The following is a 17,935-nucleotide window of genomic DNA, read 5'->3' as shown; positions in this document are numbered from 1 at the left end:
CGGGATCGGCGGGTGGCGGCTGTCAACCTGGCGTCAGCTCGAGTCCGGTAGGGCAGGCGAGGTGACCACACTTCCCCGTCCCTGCGCACGCCAGCTCGACACGAGCAGCCGGGAATCATGCGGCCCGTGAACCCCACCTCTGGCAACTGGATTCGATGGCAGTGGCGACCCACTGCCCCACGTGATGTTGGTCGTTCACCCTAGGAATACCGGTCGGGTCAAGACGTCTCGGGGCAATCCACCCGGTCCGCCCCCGATACGGGGAATCCTTGCCCATGACAACGGTTTTCCACCCGTCGGCACTGTCATTGACCAGCGCATGGCAGTGATCGCACACCAAAGTCAGATTGGTCAGATCCGTCGGTCCGCCCTTGGCCCAGTCGGTGATGTGGTGCACCGCGCACATGCTCGCCGGGGCGTCGCATCCCGGGCGGGTGCAGCCCTTGTCGCGAGCGATCAACGCCAACCGTTGGGCGGGGGTGGCCAGGCGTTCGCAGCGGCCCAGGTACTGCGGCAGCCCGTCGGCGTCGAGGACCGCCAGCACCGGCCGGGTGCCCTCGGCCATCTTCAACGCCTCGTCGATGCTCACGTGGCCGCCGGAAGCGGTGGTCGCGACCCCGGCCCCACGCTCGAGATCGGCGACGGACATGGTCAGGATGGCCTGCACCGGCAAACCACGATGCGAACCCAGCTTGGCCGCGTCGACACCGGGCTGCAACAACGCGAACAACGCGTCGTGAGTGCGCTGACCGGCATCGCGACGGTCACGGCGGGCGGCGGCCTCCAGCACCTTGGAATCGACGACTTTGACCGTGGCGGCGACGCTGTCGACGTCGTCGATGTTGCACATGCCCGGACGCGCGAGCTTGGCGAAGACGGCATCGAGCAGGGCCCGCAGTTCGGGGGTGATCCAGCCCTCGATCCACGACATGCCATCCACCCCGGGGCGGCCGAGGATGAGGCCGCGGCGACGGCGGCGGTCGGTGTCGGAGACGACCTTGCCGTCGGGGTCGATGCGGGCGAGGACGTCGCGACCGATCTTGGGCAGGTCATCGGGCCACCCGACCCGGGAGTGGCCGACCAGGATGTCCTCGGCCTCGGCGCGGGTCTCGGCGGGGATGTCGGCGGGCAGGTGGTTCATGACGTCGATGATGTTGCGGACGTGGTCGCGTGAGATGTCGCCTGCCTCAAAGGCTTCGGCGGTCGCCGCCAACGCGGCCGGACGCAGATGACCGGTGGGTTCGAAGAATTCTCCGCACTGGCGGGTGATCTTTACTCGCACCGACGCGTCGTACCTCGACAATCCCAACGTCTGGCGCAGAAACGGCACCACGTCCTTCGCCCCACTGCCTTCGGGCAGTGAACGGTTGCAGGCTTCGATGATCAAACGTGAATCCAGCGCCGACAGTTGACGTTTGCAGGTTTCCAGCCGCTGCATCAACTCCACGACGTCACCGTCGGAGAACGGGGTGAGGTTGCCGTGCAGGACGGAATTCGAGAGGGTTTCGACGGCGGTCGCCAGGTCGGCGATGCCGCACGTGTCGAGTGTTTCTCCTTTCGAATCCATGTGCTAATTCTACCGCCAATATGATCGCGATAGAAGGCGAATTATATTGTGATGCAATGTGTTTCAGAATTTCGTATGTTTCAGGTGAATCGGCTCGAGTGAGGTGAGCAGATCTGCGTGGCGGGAGTCCGAAGAAGGAATTGCCGAGTGTGGCTCGGTCGGCGGCGGGTATGTGCAGGGTTGGGTAGCTGTGGATGATCAGGCGGCCGTGGAGTGCTGACAGGTCGAGGTCCCAGTTGAAGCGGTCGAGGTGGGCGCATCGGGCGGTCGAGCGGTTCAGGTCGAGTTCTGCTTGCCGGCGGGACCAGCGGTTCAGGCGGCACAGTCGCTCGATAACCTCTTGCTCCCGGCCTTTTACCCGGGCCAGGCCGGAATGTTGGACCTGGTGGCAGCCGGGGCAGAGGGCGATCAGGCGTTGCAGGCGTTGGATGGGCGGTCGGGGTGGAACTTGAAGATCCACTTCTCGTGGCAGCCGGGGCGTCCGATGCGGCCGTTGCGGATCACCTGGTCGCCGCAGATCTCGCAGCGATCTCCGGCGGCTGTGCAGACCGGAATGCGCAGGGCATCCCAGATCTTCCGGTCCACGAGGCCGCGGATATTGGAACCGTGCGTGCCGGGCGGCAGCAGGTCGGACCGGATGACCACGCCGTCGGGGGATTCGGGACCGGCGAGGGTGTCTGTCTGAATCAGGTCGTACTCGTCGAATGGCATGTGCCGCAACATATCTCGTGTCACTGACAGACCCGTCCGGTTCGAATTCACCGTCCGAATCAAAAGTGACGAATTGGTCGAATCGGGAATTGGAGGTGAGGTCTCTCGGCGGGCGGGGAGGTAGGGAGGTAAGAAAGAACCATGTGGCATCCGGCGACCCCCATCCTCAATGCGCTCAGCTATCAGCCGGGCGACCGGCGGATTCTGGAGACTCCGGAGACGTATGGCCTCGACTATGAGGAGATGTCGCTGCGGACCGCAGATGGCGAGACCGTCGAGGCCTGGTTCGTGCCGGCGGTGGGGGAGCCGCTGGGGCACATTCTGTTCGCGCACGGGAACGGCGGGAACATAGGGGATCGGTCGCCGATGGTGGGCATGCTCGCGGCGGTCGGGTTCGATGTGATGGTTTTCGATTACCGCGGGTATGGGCGCAGCACCGGCCGGACGGACGAGCGTGGGACGTATCTGGACGTGCGGGCGGCGCGGGAGGCATTGCTCGCGCAGCCCGGTGTGGATGCCAACCGGTTGGTGTATCTGGGAAAGTCGCTCGGCGGCGGCGTGATGCTCGAGCTGGCGAATGCCTTTCCGCCCGCCGCACTACTGCTCATGTCGACCTTCACCGGCATGCGGGACGCGGCGGTCGCGGTATATCCGTTCCTGCCGAAGCTGTTCGTGCCCAACGCCTATCCCAGCCTGCCTCGGATTCGCACTCTGACCTGCCCGGTCATGATCATGCACGGCGACATGGACGAACTCCTGCCCGTACAGATGGGCCGCGACCTGTACGCCGCCGCGCCCGAGCCCAAACAGCTGGTGATCTATCCCGGCGGCATGCACAACGACCTCATCGGATTCCCGGGCTGGGCGGAGACGGTGGCGACCTGGGCGGCCGGGGTGCTGCCGCCCAAGCGCCTCACTTCCGGATGATATTGGCGAGGAATTCGGCATTGCTGCCGGTCTTGCGCAGGCCGTCGAGGAGCAGGTCGAGGGCGCGCTGATCGTCCAGTTCGGCCAGCGTGCGGCGGAGTCTGTCCACGGCGAGCCGCTCGTCGGGGGCGAACAGCAGTTCGTCGCGGCGGGTGCTGGACTTGGCGATGTCCACGGCCGGGAAGACGTGGCGGCTCGCCAGTCCGCGGTCGAGTTTGAGCTCGGCATTGCCGGTGCTCTTGTACTCCTCGAAGATGACGGTGTCGGCGAGCGAACCGGTTTCGACCAGCGTGCTGGCGATGATGGTCAGCGATCCGCCGTGTTCGATATTGCGGGCCGCGCCCAGGAACCGCTTCGGCGGCGTCAATGCCATGGAATCCACACCGCCGGAAAGGATTCGGCCCGACGCGGGTCCGGTCATATTGTAGGCGCGGGCGAGCCGGGTCAGGGAGTCGAGCAGGACGACGACGTCACGGCCCTGTTCGACCAGCCGTTGGGCGCGTTCGATGGCCAGTTCGGCCAGCGCGGTCTGTTCGGCGGGGGAATGATCGAAGGTCGCGGCGATCACCTCGGCGGGTACCCCGCGCGAGAGGTCGGTGACCTCCTCGGGGCGTTCGCCGACCAGCACCAGCATCAGGTGCACCTCGGGATGGTTGGCGGCGATGCCGTGTGCAATCGCCTGCAGCACAGAGGTTTTGCCCGCCTTGGGCGGTGCCACGATCAAGGCGCGCTGGCCTCTGCCGATCGGCATCATGAGGTCGGTGACGCGGGTGGTGAGCTGGTGCGGCCCGGTTTCGAGTCGCAGCCGCTCATTGGGATGGATGGGGGTCAGGTCCTGGAAGTGCGGTCGCGGGGAGATCTCGGCGACCGGCAGGGCGTTCACCGTGTCGACCCGCACCAGGGGAGCGAGCTTGGCGTTCTTGGGATTCGGCTGCGCCAGGCCGGTGAGGGCATCGCCGCGGCGCAGACCGTGGCTCCGGATCAAACGGGCGGGCACGTGGATGTCCTCGGGGCCGGGCAGGTATCCGCTGCGGCGCAGCACACCGCTCTGGCCATGGACGTCCAGTATTCCCGTTGCGGGCGTGAGGGTTTCGATGTGTTCGAGGGCCGGGGTCGCGGCGGTGTGGGCGACCCGCGGCGTGGGATCGATGGTGGTCATGAGAGTTCTCCTTGTAAGGATCAGGTGACTTGTGCACCGGGAGTGAGTGATTGGTGTGGCCGGATGCGGCCGAGGGCGGTAGAAAACCGCCAGCGAATCCGAGTGGTTCGCGAGTGGCGGTGCAGCACCGGGCGGAAGCTACAGTGCCGCCGGGTAACCGGCTCGAGGAGGGAAGAAATCGCGTGGGAGGGACTCGGCGTCGACCTGCATCCACGAGATTGCGACGCCCTCACCGTACGCTGTCCCCGAATCCGGCGCAATGTTCCGCTGTCGGCGCGCTGTGCCAGACCGCCGCGGTCCCCGCGATGCGTAGCCTGGAACCCATGAGCGATGCCAAGGAACTCGTGGCGTTGTTGGCGCAACTGCCGGACGCCGAACTCGCGGCGGTGGTCGAGGCCGCCACCGACGGCAAGGCCGGGCTGGCCGCGCTGCACGCGGTGGCGCAGTCACTGGCGGCCACCCTGGGTCATGCACCCGATGTCATCGATGTGACTCCGGACACGTTGCCCGTGGAAACCTATCCGCAGTCTGAGACGGCCCCGGCATCCGGGCAGGTGGGAGCGGGTCCCGTGGTCACCGGGATACCGGTACCGCCTGCGGGTATCCCCGCAGGTCCGGCGATCGGCGGGTATACCTCCGGCGGCGTCCCTACTTTCGAGTCAGTTCGCGATAAGGTCGAGCAGCGCTACGGGACATCGCAGGGGATGGGCGAGCTCGATCGGCAGACACCAGTGGGCCGTAGCGTCGAGGAACAGTGGGATGCGCGGGCGAAGGCCGCGCGGGAACGTCTGGAACAGATTCGAAAATCGGTGCACGGCAACGATTCCGAGTGATCAGGCGTTCCGTCTTCAATTGATGGGTGGAACCTTGACCGAGTCCGATACGCCGTCGCGGACGTCACGCGAAATCGCCGAGAAGCTCCTGGATCTGCAGGTCGACTTCATTGTCGCCGAGGTCAGCGGTGACCGCTTCGCCGAAGTGATCGCCCGCGATGTGGAAGCGGTGATCGGTGTCGCCGACACCATCATCTTCCGCGACGTGGTGGAGATCGATCAGGCCAAGCAGACCGTCGCCAATGTCATCGACCTGATCGGCGGCAGCCCGGTACTGGGCGAAATGGTCGGCACGCTGGCCGACTCGCTGTACGAGAACATCGCCGGGAATCACGACTACACCCTCGGTGACGTGGTGGACCGCGAGCCGGTCGAGCAGCTGCTGGAGAAGCTCTTCGGCATGCACCAGGCCCAGGAACGCATCCTGGAGCGGCTGACCGAGAGCCCCCTCATCGCGACCGTGGCCGCCAAGTTCGTGGACAAGCTGGTCGACGATCTGATGGAGACCAACAAGCAGATCGCCTCGAAGATTCCCGGCGTCGGCTCCCTGGTCTCCATGGGCACCAATGCCGCCAAGTCCGCGCGCAAGGCGGCGGAGAAGGCCGGCGGCACCTTCATCGGCGAAATGGCCGGCAAGGGCGCGCAATTCGCGCTCAAACGCACCAACAACGCCATTCGCGAAATGCTGCGCGACGCCCCGGTGCACGACGCGGCCATGGAATTCTGGGACCTGCACGCCGGTGAGCCGGTCAGCGGCCTGCGCGAGTACCTGTCCCAGCAGGACCTCCGCGACCTGGCCCTGATCATCCACCGGATCGCGCTGACCACCCGCAACAAGGAGTACGTCGGCGTGCTGGTGGACCAGGGCGTCGAGGTGTTCTTCGAGAAGTACGGCGACCACACCCTGGCGGCCATGCTGCCCGAGCTGGGCCTGTCCGAGGCGGTCATCGCCGAGGAGATCCTGCGCTACGGCCCGGCCGTGGTGGAGGCCGCCAAGCGGAACGGCGTGCTGGCCAAGCTGATTCGCGAGCGGCTGGAGCCGTTCTTCCTGTCCGAGCCGGTGCTCGCGGTGCTCGCCGGGAACTGACCCGAGTCCTGCGAACAGGGCCGCACGCTGAAACCGCGTGCGGCCCTGTTTCATTCCCTGACGGGAGAGCCCGCTCATTCCCTGGAGGGAATCGCGCAGCGCATCGTACCCGCGCAGACTCGATGCCATGACGAACATCGACATCAACGAACTCGCCGACCGGTACCTGGCCATGTGGAACGAGCACGACCCGGAGCCGCGGCGCAAACTCATTCGCGAACTGTGGGCCGAGGACGGCGCGCAGATTCTCGTCGATCCGCCGGAGGATATGCGAGATGCCGCCACTCGCTTGAACTTCCCGATCCCGTCGCTCGAGGTGCGGGGGCATCATGCGCTGGAACGGCGTGTGGAGCGGGCCTACGAGATGTTCGTGGCAGCGGGCGAACACCGCTTCGTCCAGCGTGGGGCAGCGACGGTGCTGTTGAAGCAGGTCATCGCCTTCACGTGGTCGATGGTGACCGCCGATGGCACCGTGGTCGGTGGCGGGATGGACGTCCTCGCGCTGGACGAGGACGGCCGCATCCGTACCGACCACCAGCACATCGGCGTCGAGTAGGGCCTCGAGCCCGCGAGCGGGTGCACACGTCGCGGATCGTGCCGTGCATGATTGCTTCCACTCGAGCAATGCAACGTTGCTTCGACCGAAAGGAGCGTCGTGGCCCTCGACAAGGGAGTCGCCGCAGCCCTCAGCGACAGCGTCCGCGCCTGTGGCGACGCTGTCCTGGGCCCGCGGCACAAATCGCTGCCCCCGGGCGCCTGGGGACTGACCGTCCGCGAATACCTGGCCACGAATCCGCACCTGGACGACCTGCAGACCCCGGTGCTCACCATGGACCGCTCCGCGCTGGACACGAACCGGGACGTCATGGCCGACTGGGCGCGCGCCGCCGGCGTCCGGCTCGCCCCGCACGGCAAGACCTCCATGTCGCCCCAGCTCTGGGCCGAACAGCTCGAGACCGGCTCCTGGGGTATCACCCTCGCCACCGGCTGGCAGGCCCAGGTCGGGCGGTCGTTCGGCCTCGACCGCATCGTGCTGGCCAATACCCTGGTGGATCCGATCGGGTTGCACTGGGCGGCAACGGAAATAGCGTGTGACCCCGATTTCGAACTCTACAGCTGGGTCGACGGCGTCGACGCGGTCCGGGAGATGGAGCGCCATCTCGAGTCCGCGCCCGATGGCGTCCAGCTGAACGTCGTCGTGGAACTCGGTGGCCCGCACGGCCGTACCGGCGCCCGCGGTCTGGCCGCCGCCCACGCCATTGCCGACGCGGTCCACAAGTCACAGCGCCTGCGACTCGCAGGGGTCGGCGGTTACGAGGCCGCACTCGCCCATGACCGCACCCCGGAGGCCATTGCGGCCGTGCGGCACTACCTGGACGAGCTCGCGATCCTGCACCGGGAGCTCATGGCCGCAGGCCGATATGACGATCGTGCGATCGTGACCGCCGGCGGCAGCGCATATCCGGACCTCGTCGTGGAGCGACTGGCCGGACTGGCGGATGAGGAAGGCGCGCACGGTGTTCCGACAGTGGTAGTGCTGCGGTCCGGCGCGTATCTCGTGCACGATGACGGGTTCTACTCCGGGATTTCACCATTGGCCGCGGGGCGCGCGGAGCATCCGCTGCGGTCGGCCATGCACGGATGGGCACGATGTGTGTCCCGCCCGGAAGCGGAACTCGCGCTGCTCGATGCCGGGAGGCGCGATGTTCCGTTCGATCTGGGGCTGCCGGTTCCACAGCGAATGGCGGGACCGGTGAACAGCGGGTTCTCGGCGGTTGCGACCACTTCGCTGCCGGCCGGCGCGCACGTCTCGGCCTTGAACGATCAGCACGCCTTCTTACGGCTGCCGGGTGCTTCGGACGACCAGGTACCGGTGGGAAGTGTGGTGCGACTGGGGCTTTCGCATCCCTGCACCGCGTTCGACAAGTGGCGTCTCATCCCGGTGATCGATGACGCCGACGCCGAGCGGCCGCGGATCGTCGACTTCCTGCACACGTATTTCTGAGCGGGATGTCGCAGCCGCTCCGCTTCGGCCGCGGCGGGTGGACCTCGAGGTCCGGTCCACCGCCGCGACGACGGATGCCTCGCGGCACGGGCGCGATCCATCGGCGACAGCGATGCGGTCCGCGTTCGTGCCGGGTCATCGACGACTGGGAACACGAAGCGCACTTCATGGTGTACGGATTCCGCTACACGGCCTCCGCCACCCACGCGCCCGAACGACTCGCGGCCATCGTCGACCGCTTCAGCGCGGCCCCGGAGTGGGATCGCTTCTGGTCCACCGAGGTTCCGCCCGAGAAGGTCGCCCGCCGGCCCGTGCGGGTGCGCTCGCCCGAGACCGGCGAGTGGGTGAGCTACCGCATGCAGATTTTCAAATTCGAACTGCCGCAACGCCCCTGGTGGATCTACTCGCTGGTCCCCGCCAATTGAGCCGCGCCGGTGGCGAAATGCTGCCGGTAGCGTTCGGGCGTGGTGGCCAGGCGTCGGCCGAACACCCGGTGCAGGGTCTCGCCGTGGCGGTAGCCGACCTGGCGGGCGATCGCACCGATGGTCAGCTCGGTCGACTCCAGCAGGCGGCGGGCCGCCTCTATGCGCAGATCCTCCACGAAAGCCGCAGGCGTGCTGCCGGTTTCGATGCGGAAGGCCCGGGCGAAGTTGCGTTCGCTCATGCCCGCGCGGCGGGCCAGCTCGGCCACCCCGAGGTTCGCGTCGAGATGATCGGGCAGCCACTGCTGCACCGCGCGGATCGCGGGCGTGCGCGCGGGCTGGGTGCGCAGCTGCGCGCTGAACTGGGTCTGCCCGCCGGGACGCCGGGTGAACACCACGTACAGCCGCGCGATCATGGCGGCGACCTCGCGGCCGTAGTCGTCCTCGACCAGTGCCAGCGCCAGATCGACGCCCGCCGACATGCCCGCCGACGTCCAGCGATTGCGGTCGCGGACGTAGATACGATCCGGTTCGACCGTGACCCGCGGATAGCGCTGGGCCATCAGGTCGGTCGAGGCCCAGTGGGTGGTGGCCCGGTAGCCGTCGAGCAACCCGGCCGCGGCCAGCAGCAGCGCGCCCGCGCACACCGAGGTCACCCGCCGCGCCTTGCGGGCCAGGGCGGGCAGCTCCCGTACCACCTCCGCCCCGCCCGGCCCGGAGGCCATGCCGCCCACCACGATCAGGGTGTCGAAGTCGTCGCCGGCGGCGATGTCGTGCAGCGAATGCTCCACCGACAGGGTCAGGCCGCCGTCCGCGGTGATCGGGCGGCCCCCGGGCGAGGCGGTCAGCAGGCGGTAGGGCAGGGCTGCGCCGTCCGAATCCGCCTGGCCGCCCGCCGAACTGATGGGATGCTCCTGCAGCACCGGCGGCAGCAGCGCGGGCGGCCGCTCGCGGACACCGTTGAGGAGCGCGAACACATCCAGCGGCCCGGCCAGCTCGGACAGCTGCATGCCCTGGTAGACAACGAAAACGATGGTGCGGGGTGCGGGCATCCCGCCATCATCGCAGTCGCCGGGCTCGGCTGCCACGGTCAGTGGCTGACCGATTCGGATGTGCGGCGGGCGATGTGCCGGTCGAGGAACCGGATGACCAGTTCGGCTACTCGGTCGGCGCACTGCGCGTGCGGGTAGTGGCCGCCGCCCTCCACCATGGCGACCCGGCCCAGTCCCGCCGGCATGGCCGCCACGATCGCCTCGGCCTCGGCCCGCGGGTCGGCGAAGTCCGGATCCTGGGTGCCCATGAGCACCAGTGCGGGACAGCGGATGTCGGCGATGCGAGCGTGCGCGTCGGCCGGGGTGGTGGCGCCGGTCTTCATGAATTCCGCCCAGCGGTCGGGCTGCCGCAGGATGGTCTGCAGGCCGGCGAGGAACTCCTCGTGGTCGGCGGGCTTGGTCGGGTAGGCGATCTCCAGATAGCGGAACCACCACCGGAAAGACCGCAGCCCCTGGGTGGCGAGCAGGCGCACCATGCCGCGGCGGTACCGGCGGCTGGTGATCATCGTGCCGATGTGCAGCTGCTGGGTGAGGGTGAACGGGTCGATTTCGACGATGGCGCTCACCAACTCGGGGGCCTCCGCCGCCGCGATGGTGGCCGAGCCGCCCGACAGCGAATGCCCGATGATGACCGCGGGACCCCCGAAATGCCGGATGACACCCAGCAGGTCGTGGGCCACGTCGGTGCGGCTGATGGCTTCCTTCCCGGTCACCGAGGGCCAGTTCGGGCTGGATTCGCCGTGCCCGCGCATATCGGCGTTCACCACCCGGTATCCGGCCGCGACCAGCGGCCCGACCAGGTGCCGGAACTCCTGCCGCCAGGTTCCCATGCCGTGCGACAGCACCACCAGCGGTCCGTCCCCGGCCACATCACACGCGATCCGCCCGTGCTCGAGCGTAACGAACTCGGTCATTTCCCGGTCCTTCCAAGCGATTTCGTTCCGGCCGCGTTTGCGGCATGCCGGAATTGAACGCCGGAAACCGATCCGGGCCGAGGGCTCGGGCCGGACGGATCAGCGGTGTGGCCGATCCGGTCAGTCGCTGACCGTGTTTCCCGCGCTCGGGACAGTTACCCGCGTCGGTGCGCCGAACCAGGTGGTCAGTGCGTCCCGCAGCCCGGGTTCGGCGGTGGCGGGGGATTCGCCGACCGTTGCGGCCCAGGCGATACGGGCGTCCGGGCGGATCAGGACGGCATCGGCGGGCCGGTCGTCGGTGGCGGCCGTCCGGATGTCGACGCGGTCGCCCCACAGCTCGGCGATCTCGCGCAGGTCCGCGCGGTCGGCGAGATCGAGCAGCACCGGGCGGGCGTCGTGCAGGGACTGGGCGGCACCGGGGTGCAGGTGCAGATCGGGGAGGAAGGCTCCGGTCAGCTGGTGCCCGTTGGGATTCGGCAGCGGATAGCGGATGTCGGCGCCCGCGATCATGGACCCCAGCCGGTGCAGGGCCGGTGCATCGGTGAGCAGTTCCTGGAACAGTGTCCGGAGTGCCTCGGCCGCCGGATCGTCGCCGCGGCGCAGCGCCGCCTGCGCCTGGGTGTGCACCATGGTGCGGGCCGCCGCGAAGGAACGCTCCGCGTGGTAGCTGTCGAGCAGCCGGTCCGGGGCCCGGCCGTCGATGTCCGCGGCCAGCTTCCAGGCCAGATTCACCGCGTCGAGCATGCCCGCGTTGAGGCCGACACCCGTGGCCGGGAACGTGTGCGCGGCATCCCCGGCCACCAGAATCCTTCCGGCGCGGAATCTTTCGGCCTGTCGTGCCTGGAACTGATAGCGGGACAACCGGATCGGATCACCGAGTGGCAGGTCGACCCCCCAGGACGCGGCGGATGCTGTCGCTCAGCTCCGCCAGGGTCATCGGCTCGTTGTCATCGGTCTCGATGGCGGTGTCCTCGGTGGTCTGCACCATGAGCATGCCGGTGGCGAGCGAGCCGACCGCGAACACGCCGCGCTCGGTGCGGGTGAAACCGGCGGGGACGACACCGTGCCCGTCGACGTCCAGATCGCCGTTGTCCAGCACGGTCACCCCGGCCGCCACCGCGACCTGACCCAGGCGGTTGACCTCCGGATAGGTGATGCCGGGGAAGGCGATTCCCGCCAGCTCCCGGACCTTGCTGCGCGCACCGTCGCAGCCCACGACGTAGTGGGCGGTCAGTTGATACGGGCCTTCCGGACCCGACACCGCCACGGTGGCCCCGGCGTCATCCTGCTCGATCCCGGTCACGGTGTGCCCGCGCCGCACCTCGCCACCGCGCTCGCGCACCAGCTCGTCGAGCAGCTGCTCGAGTCGCGGCTGCGCGAGGTGCAGTGCGCGCAGCGGGGGGTCCGGCAGCGGGCTCAGGTCCACGTGCATTCCGCCGAACGGGAAGGCCGCGGCGGGGGCGACCGCCGCGCCGGCCGATTCGAAGCGGTCCAGCACGCCTCGATAGCTCAGCAATTGCAAGATCTGCCCGCTGAAACCATTGGCCTTCGGTACGGTCCGCAGCATCGGACTGCGCTCCAGGACCACCGGCCGCACCCCGGCTGCCAGCAGTTCGGCGGCCAGCATCAGACCCGTCGGGCCCGCGCCCGCAATGATCACGTCGGCACTCGTCACACGCACTCGCGCTACTCCATTCCACGGATTTCGGCTACGGCCAGCGATTCTGCGGCATACCGGGGGTCTTGCCGCAAGCCCGGGGGTGCGATATATGTTGAAAAGGGAAGCGGATCACCGCTTCCCTTTGCCGATCGTCATCCGTTGCCGGATGGACTCTTTCGGCTACCGGCCCAGATGGTGGCGCATGAACGCCGCCGCGAAATCGGGCTGGGTCCTGGCCATCTGATTGTGCCGGCCCGGATTCGCCAGCAGCGTCTTCTCCTCCGACGCGAACGCCTCGAACAGGTCGAAGCTGGGCCGGCGGTCGATTTCCGCGTCGTTCCAGGCGACCTGGAGGGTGAGGGGGATGGTGATCTTGCGTGCGGCCTCGAACAGCGCGTCGAACACGAACACGCTGTTGAAGGTCGCGGCCCGGATGCGGGGTTCGACGGCCACCAGCATCATGCCGATGACGGTGCCCAGGGTGATGCCGCCGTAGCCGACCGGAGCGTCCGGGCCGATCTCCGGCAGCGCCTGCAGCGCGTCCAGGGTGGCCTGCCACTCCGGCACGGCCCGCTCTGCCAGGGACATGTTGAACTCGGCGATGATCGAGTCCATCGGTTCCCCGGCCGCCCGCGCCGCGTGCAGCGCGTCGGCCCACCGCTGGTCCTCCTCGTTGCGCGGCCGGTCGCCGTGCCCCGGGGCGTCGATGGCGGCCACCCGGTAACCGGATTCGGTCACGAAGTGACGCGCCGTCGTCACGAGGTTCGGGGCGCGCTTGTGCACGCCGCCACTGTGACCCAGCAGAATCAGGGGTGCGTTCTCGGACGTGGATTCGGGCGACCACAGTACGCCGGTGATCTCGCCCAGGAGGAAATCGCGTTCACGGACGCCGTTTTCCGACGTCTCCGCGGTGAAGTTCAGGTGCATGATGTTCTGCCTCTCGGAATGCCTTGCAACACAGGCGCTCCCGGCGACAGCTACTTCGTACGCCCAACCGCGACCACGATGGGGAGCACCCACCTCGATACGTCGTTCATGGGTCTCACCTCCTTCGTGATGTCACGGTCCACGGCACGGTACCAACGCGGACCGGAGGCCGCAAGCGACGCGTCACGAGGCGGCCTGCTCGCCGAGCTTGTGGCGCAGCACTTTTCAGCTGGGATTGCGGGGGAGCTCGGGGAGACGGACGAACTGCTCGGGCACCTTGTAGCGTTCCAGGCGAGTCCGGATGTGCTGTTTGAGGGCGTCGTCGCCGGGGTCGGCGTCGGTGGTCACCAGATAGGCCCGCAGCACCTGGCCGTACTCCGGATCAGCGATGCCGACCACGATGACATCGGCGACGGCGGGATGCTCGGACAGCGCGTTCTCGACCTCGCGGGGATAGATGTTCTCGCCGCCGGAGACGATCATCTCGTCGTCGCGGCCGTCGATGAGCAGCGCCGCCACCAGCCGGTCTCGATGCCGCTCGTGCTGCGTCGGCAACCGCTCGTCGGCCCCCGCGCGCGGCGTCATGATCAGCGCGGTCCCGTGCTGCTGAAATCTGATTTTCAGCCTTTTCCGCCCAGGTCGTTGGTTCGGGCGTCGGCGCGGGTGAGGACGGCGATGGGGAAGTGGCGGGGGCTGAGGGCTCGGTAGGTGGTGAAGTGGGGGTAGGCGGCGGCGAGGGTTTGCCAGTGGGTGGCGTATTCCGTGTCGTCGGTGACTACGCGGGTGGTGACGGGGAAGGTTTCGCGGCCGATGCGGACGCTGGCGTGGTCGGCGGCCAGGAGGTTTTTCCACCAGTTGGGAGTGCCGGGGTTGCCGCCGTTGGAGCCGCAGACCAGGAGGGTGTCGCCGGTGCGGACCAGCATGAGCATGACGGGGCGGGGTTGGCCGGATGTGCGCCCGGGGACGGTCAATTCGAGGACCGGGTGGCCGAAGAGGGTGGCGAAGCGGGTGCCGCCGAAGCGGTCGAAGAGGCGGCGGTGCAGGCGGGCGTAGAAGCGGGCGACCGCGCCGAGATGGGTGCTGGAGTAGTAGTTGAAGCGACCCGCCAGGGTCAGCGGGCCGGAATCGGTGCCGGGCATTGGAGGTCCCCTCGGGTCGGCGGTCGTACGGGCTCAATGTACATGGTGTCCAGTGAGTTGACGTAGTGGCTCCTGAAGGATGGTGTCGTGCTCGCCCGGTTCGTGATTAGGCTTCGGATATGAGCATCGGCGCTGACACCGGACCGATGAGCGGGGTGGACGCGTTCGATCGGCTGCGGCCGCTGCTGTTCACCATCGCCTACGAGCTGCTCGGCAGCGCCGCCGATGCCGAGGATGTGTTGCAGGACAGCTATCTTCGCTGGCGCGAGACCGATCCGGCGCGGATCGAGCATCCGCGCGCCTACCTCACCACCATCGTCACCCGGCAGGCGCTCAACCACCTGCGCACCGTGCGCCGCCGCCGCGAGGACTACGTCGGCAGCTGGCTGCCCGAGCCCATCCGCACCGAATCCGACGCCAGTCACGATGTGCTGCTGGCCGAATCGGTGTCGATGGCCATGCTGCTGGTGCTCGAGACCCTCGGGCCCACCGAACGCGCGGTGTTCGTGCTCTCGGAGGTGTTCGGCCACAGCCTCGTCGACATCGCCGGCATGGTCGGCAAATCGGATGCCACCGTGCGTCAGATCGCGCATCGGGCCCGCGCGCACGTGCGGGCCCGGCGCAAGCGCTTCGAACCCGACTCCGGGACCAGCCGCGAGGTGATCGACCGGTTCCTGCGGGCCACGCAAACCGGTGATCTGCAGACCCTCATGGATGTGCTGGCCCCCGATGTCGTCCAGATCTCCGACGGCGGCGGCAAGGTGAGTGCGGCGCGCCGCCCGGTCATCGGCGCGGAGCGCGTCGCCCACTATCTGATCGGGCTGAGCCGGAAAGCCATGGCGGACATGACCGTCGAGGTCGGCACCTACAACGCGCTGCCCGCCCTGCTGCTGCGCACCGCCGACGGACGCCTCGACACCGTCGAGCTGATCGAGACCTCCGGCGACCGCATCACCGGGCTGTACGCCATCCGCAACCCGGACAAGCTGGGGACAGCCGAACTGACCCGCGCCCTGGAACGGTGACCCGGGCGATCAGCGGCCGCTGAACCGTTGTGCGACTGGGGATTTCAGCGACCGGCCGCGGTGGATCAGTTCACGCAGGGGATCTTCGAACCGATCTGGGTGGTGACGGGCTTGCCGGAATCGGGTGCATCCGTGGTGGTGTCGGTGGCCGCGGCGCTGGTCGAGGAGCCGCCCGCGGTGGTGGTCGGGCTGGTGGTGGCGGCGGAGGGGTCCAGCGACGCCGGAATCTCGAGATCCGCGCCGACGACCAGCTTCACGTGCCCGCTGGACACCTCGGTGGACGGGCTCACCGGGATCCCGCCGAACATCTCCGACAGCTGTTTGGCGTCGGTATCGGCGCCGGTGCCGTAGTAGACGGTCGAGGTGGTGCCGTCGGCGTAGGTGGCGTTGGCGACGTCACCGGCCGGGAATCCCTTGGCGGCCAGCAACTTCGACACATGGGCGGCCTGGCCGGGCGTGCCGCTGGCATTGGCCACGTCCAGCGTCGAGGTGGGCGTGGTGGCCGGCGCGCTGGGCGCGGCCGGGGTGGAGACGCCGAACGCCTCGCGCACCGTCTTCTTGATCGCCACCGGATCGATGATGTTCACGTCCTGGCCGTCGACCGTGTCGTAGCGCAGCACCGGCAGTGTGCGGAACTCCACTGTCGGGTTCTCCGCGCGGCCCAGCGTGGTGGCGAAATCGGTGAGGCTCCAGCCGTCCGACAGCACCACGTCCTTGTGCGCCACATCCATCAGTGCCTTGAGCCGGCCCGGGTTGGCCAGCGTGCCCGAGCTCTTCATGGAATTGGCCACCGAGGTCAGGAATGCCTGCTGCCGGTGGGTGCGGTCGAGGTCGCCGTTCTCCAGCCCGTGCCGCTGCCGCACGAACGCCAGCGCGTCGGAGCCGTCCAGGTGCTGGGGTCCGGCGGGGAACTGCGCGCCGGAGTAGTAGCTGTCGTCGACGGCGTGATTGAGACACACGTCGACGCCGCCGAGTGCGGTCGCGAGGTCGTAGAAGCCGGCCAGGGAGATCTCCGCGAACCGGTTGATGGGCACGCCTGTGAGCGCTTTCACAGTCTGAACGATGCTGGCGCGGCCCGCTTCCCGGCCCTGACGCTCCAGGTCGGGCCCGTCGGCCATGCCCTTCGCCTTGAGCTTCTCCTCGACCGTGTACTTCTTGAGGCCGTAGGACTCCTTGATCTTGGCGTGGTCGTAACCCGGAATGCCCTGCACCGGAACGTAGTCGTCGCGCGGGATGGAGAACGCGATGATGTGCTTCAGATCCTTCGGAATATGCACCAGGATCAGCGAATTGGCGTTGTAGCCGCCCTCCGAGCCGTCACCGGCGTGCAGCTGGTCGAGGATCTCCTTGGGTAGATCGTTGCCGTTCAGGTCTTTCCGGGTGTCCAGGCCGATCAGCAGCATGTTGATGTCGCCGTCGAGATTGACGTCCTCCGGCGCGATCGCGCCCGAGCGGACGAAGCCGGAATCGAAGTCGTTGCGGCCGTACCAGACCAGACCTGTTACGCCGATCACACCCGCGGCCACCAGGGCCGTGATGCCGCGTCCGGCGAGGCGCAGGCGCCTGTCGCGCTCGCGCTGGGCCGCGGTGCGCTCGGGCTTGCCGCCGCTGCGGTCACGCTTGCCGTCGGTGTCATCACGCTTACCGGCGGTGCGCCGCCGCTTGTCCGCGCGCCGGCTGGTGGAGTCCGCCTCGGCACGCCGCGAACGGCGGGGAGTCGGGTTTGGCGTCTCCGGTGCCCGGCGGGTGCGGCCCGGCTGGGGGCCGACGACCGGCAACGGTTGGGTGGCGTCGTCGTACATGGCGCTGTCGAGTGTGCCGTAAGCGGCGCTCTCTGTCAGATCTCCGCCCGGTTGTGAATGAGCTTGCACAGTCGTGCATAATCATCACATGGTGGATACCTCGAACGGGCCCCTGCGGGTCGCGGTAGCTGGTGCGAGCGGGTACGCGGGTGGTGAAGTCCTGCGCCTGCTGCTCGGTCATCCAGCCTACCGAAGCGGGCGCCTCGAGATCGGGGCGCTGACCGCGGGGTCCAATGCCGGTACCACCCTGGGTGAGCTGCAGCCACATCTGCTGCCGCTGGCCGATCGGGTGCTCGCGCCCACCACCGTCGAGGAGCTCTCCGGCCACGATGTGGTCTTCCTCGGCCTGCCGCACGGGCAGTCCGCGGCGATCGCCACGGCGTTGCCGGAATCCACGATCATCATCGACTGCGGTGCCGACTTCCGGCTGACCGATCCGGCGGCGTGGGAGAAGTATTACGGCACCCCGCACGCCGGCAGCTGGCCCTACGGGTTGCCCGAGCTGCCCGGCGGGCGCGAGAAGCTGCGCGGCGCCACCCGGATCGCCGTTCCCGGCTGCTACCCGACCGTGTCGAGCCTGGCGCTGGCCCCGGCTGTCGCGGCCGGCATCATCGAACCGCGCGTGAATGTGGTTGCGGTGAGCGGCACGTCGGGCGCGGGCCGCAAACTCGATGTGGGCCTGCTGGGCTCGGAGGTGATGGGCTC

18 protein-coding genes and 1 pseudogene are annotated in these 17,935 nt (G+C 68.2%); 8 read left to right on the top strand and 11 right to left on the bottom strand.

The window, feature by feature from the left end; genetic code table 11:
• Window positions 1-115 precede the first annotated feature (115 nt).
• Together ACFXN1_RS33540 and ACFXN1_RS33535 are read right to left on the bottom strand one after the other, a co-directional pair.
• Window positions 116-1,567, bottom strand: coding sequence for a DUF222 domain-containing protein (locus ACFXN1_RS33540; RefSeq protein ID WP_379463752.1), 1,452 nt, complete (start codon window positions 1,565-1,567; stop codon window positions 116-118).
• 408 nt (window positions 1,568-1,975) lie between these two features.
• Complete coding sequence (locus ACFXN1_RS33535) at window positions 1,976-2,278, bottom strand: hypothetical protein (protein WP_379443418.1); 303 nt, start codon at window positions 2,276-2,278, stop codon at window positions 1,976-1,978.
• Between the two features lie 141 nt (window positions 2,279-2,419).
• Here ACFXN1_RS33535 and ACFXN1_RS33530 point away from each other — a divergent pair, with 141 nt between their 5' ends.
• Window positions 2,420-3,205: an alpha/beta hydrolase gene (locus ACFXN1_RS33530; protein WP_379443419.1), complete on the top strand. Its 786-nt coding sequence runs from the start codon at window positions 2,420-2,422 to the stop codon at window positions 3,203-3,205.
• Here the strand turns inward: ACFXN1_RS33530 and rho are convergent.
• The gene (rho, locus tag ACFXN1_RS33525) at window positions 3,192-4,364 is read right to left on the bottom strand and encodes a transcription termination factor Rho (RefSeq protein ID WP_379443421.1); all 1,173 of its coding nucleotides are present in this window, start codon (window positions 4,362-4,364) and stop codon (window positions 3,192-3,194) included. The genes ACFXN1_RS33530 and rho overlap by 14 nt on opposite strands.
• A gap of 323 nt (window positions 4,365-4,687) precedes the next feature.
• On the opposite strand from rho, the gene ACFXN1_RS33520 reads away from it, so the two are divergent.
• The 5 genes from ACFXN1_RS33520 to ACFXN1_RS33500 all read left to right on the top strand — a co-directional run bounded on the left by ACFXN1_RS33520 (window position 4,688) and on the right by ACFXN1_RS33500 (window position 8,714).
• Window positions 4,688-5,197, top strand: a complete 510-nt coding sequence (locus ACFXN1_RS33520; RefSeq protein ID WP_379443422.1) for a PspA/IM30 family protein — start codon at window positions 4,688-4,690, stop codon at window positions 5,195-5,197.
• Window positions 5,198-5,231: 34 nt separating this feature from the next.
• Window positions 5,232-6,284 carry a hypothetical protein gene (locus tag ACFXN1_RS33515; RefSeq protein ID WP_379443424.1) on the top strand — a complete coding sequence of 351 codons (1,053 nt, stop codon included), beginning with the start codon at window positions 5,232-5,234 and terminating at the stop codon, window positions 6,282-6,284.
• Between the two features lie 127 nt (window positions 6,285-6,411).
• On the top strand, window positions 6,412-6,840 hold the full coding sequence (locus ACFXN1_RS33510) for a hypothetical protein (protein ID WP_379443425.1): 429 nt from the start codon (window positions 6,412-6,414) through the stop codon (window positions 6,838-6,840).
• Window positions 6,841-6,939: 99 nt separating this feature from the next.
• Window positions 6,940-8,289, top strand: coding sequence for an amino acid deaminase (locus ACFXN1_RS33505; protein ID WP_379443427.1), 1,350 nt, complete (start codon window positions 6,940-6,942; stop codon window positions 8,287-8,289).
• A gap of 5 nt (window positions 8,290-8,294) precedes the next feature.
• On the top strand, window positions 8,295-8,714 hold the full coding sequence (locus ACFXN1_RS33500; RefSeq protein WP_379463751.1) for a hypothetical protein: 420 nt from the start codon (window positions 8,295-8,297) through the stop codon (window positions 8,712-8,714).
• Here ACFXN1_RS33500 and ACFXN1_RS33495 read toward each other — a convergent pair.
• The 7 genes from ACFXN1_RS33495 to ACFXN1_RS33465 form a co-directional block, all read right to left on the bottom strand.
• Entirely contained in the window at window positions 8,690-9,763 is a 1,074-nt protein-coding gene (locus ACFXN1_RS33495; protein ID WP_379443430.1) for a GlxA family transcriptional regulator, read from the bottom strand. The two genes, ACFXN1_RS33500 and ACFXN1_RS33495, sit on opposite strands and share 25 nt — an antisense overlap.
• Window positions 9,764-9,801: 38 nt before the next feature.
• Window positions 9,802-10,677, bottom strand: a complete 876-nt coding sequence (locus tag ACFXN1_RS33490) for an alpha/beta fold hydrolase (protein WP_379443432.1) — start codon at window positions 10,675-10,677, stop codon at window positions 9,802-9,804.
• Between the two features lie 120 nt (window positions 10,678-10,797).
• Entirely contained in the window at window positions 10,798-11,538 is a 741-nt protein-coding gene (locus ACFXN1_RS33485) for an FAD-dependent monooxygenase (protein WP_379443433.1), read from the bottom strand.
• A gap of 10 nt (window positions 11,539-11,548) precedes the next feature.
• Window positions 11,549-12,358: an FAD-dependent monooxygenase gene (locus ACFXN1_RS33480; protein ID WP_379443434.1), complete on the bottom strand. Its 810-nt coding sequence runs from the start codon at window positions 12,356-12,358 to the stop codon at window positions 11,549-11,551.
• 159 nt (window positions 12,359-12,517) lie between these two features.
• Window positions 12,518-13,258, bottom strand: a complete 741-nt coding sequence (locus ACFXN1_RS33475; RefSeq protein WP_379443456.1) for an alpha/beta hydrolase — start codon at window positions 13,256-13,258, stop codon at window positions 12,518-12,520.
• A 231-nt stretch (window positions 13,259-13,489) separates the two neighbouring features.
• Window positions 13,490-13,849, bottom strand: a complete 360-nt coding sequence (locus tag ACFXN1_RS33470) for a hypothetical protein (RefSeq protein ID WP_379443436.1) — start codon at window positions 13,847-13,849, stop codon at window positions 13,490-13,492.
• 35 nt (window positions 13,850-13,884) lie between these two features.
• Entirely contained in the window at window positions 13,885-14,403 is a 519-nt protein-coding gene (locus ACFXN1_RS33465; protein WP_379443437.1) for a nitroreductase/quinone reductase family protein, read from the bottom strand.
• Window positions 14,404-14,549: 146 nt separating this feature from the next.
• On the opposite strand from ACFXN1_RS33465, the gene ACFXN1_RS33460 reads away from it, so the two are divergent.
• Complete coding sequence (locus ACFXN1_RS33460) at window positions 14,550-15,428, top strand: RNA polymerase sigma-70 factor (protein ID WP_379443457.1); 879 nt, start codon at window positions 14,550-14,552, stop codon at window positions 15,426-15,428.
• A gap of 65 nt (window positions 15,429-15,493) precedes the next feature.
• On the opposite strand, the gene ACFXN1_RS33455 is transcribed toward ACFXN1_RS33460, so the two are convergent.
• Complete coding sequence (locus ACFXN1_RS33455; protein WP_379443458.1) at window positions 15,494-17,230, bottom strand: LCP family protein; 1,737 nt, start codon at window positions 17,228-17,230, stop codon at window positions 15,494-15,496.
• 88 nt (window positions 17,231-17,318) lie between these two features.
• On the opposite strand from ACFXN1_RS33455, the pseudogene ACFXN1_RS33450 reads away from it, so the two are divergent.
• A pseudogene (locus ACFXN1_RS33450) lies at window positions 17,319-17,935 on the top strand (N-acetyl-gamma-glutamyl-phosphate reductase); the annotation flags it as partial.

The organism is Nocardia sp. NPDC059154, assembly GCF_042755705.1.
Classification (GTDB): domain Bacteria; phylum Actinomycetota; class Actinomycetes; order Mycobacteriales; family Mycobacteriaceae; genus Nocardia.
This window is presented reverse-complemented; position numbering and strand designations above follow the sequence as displayed.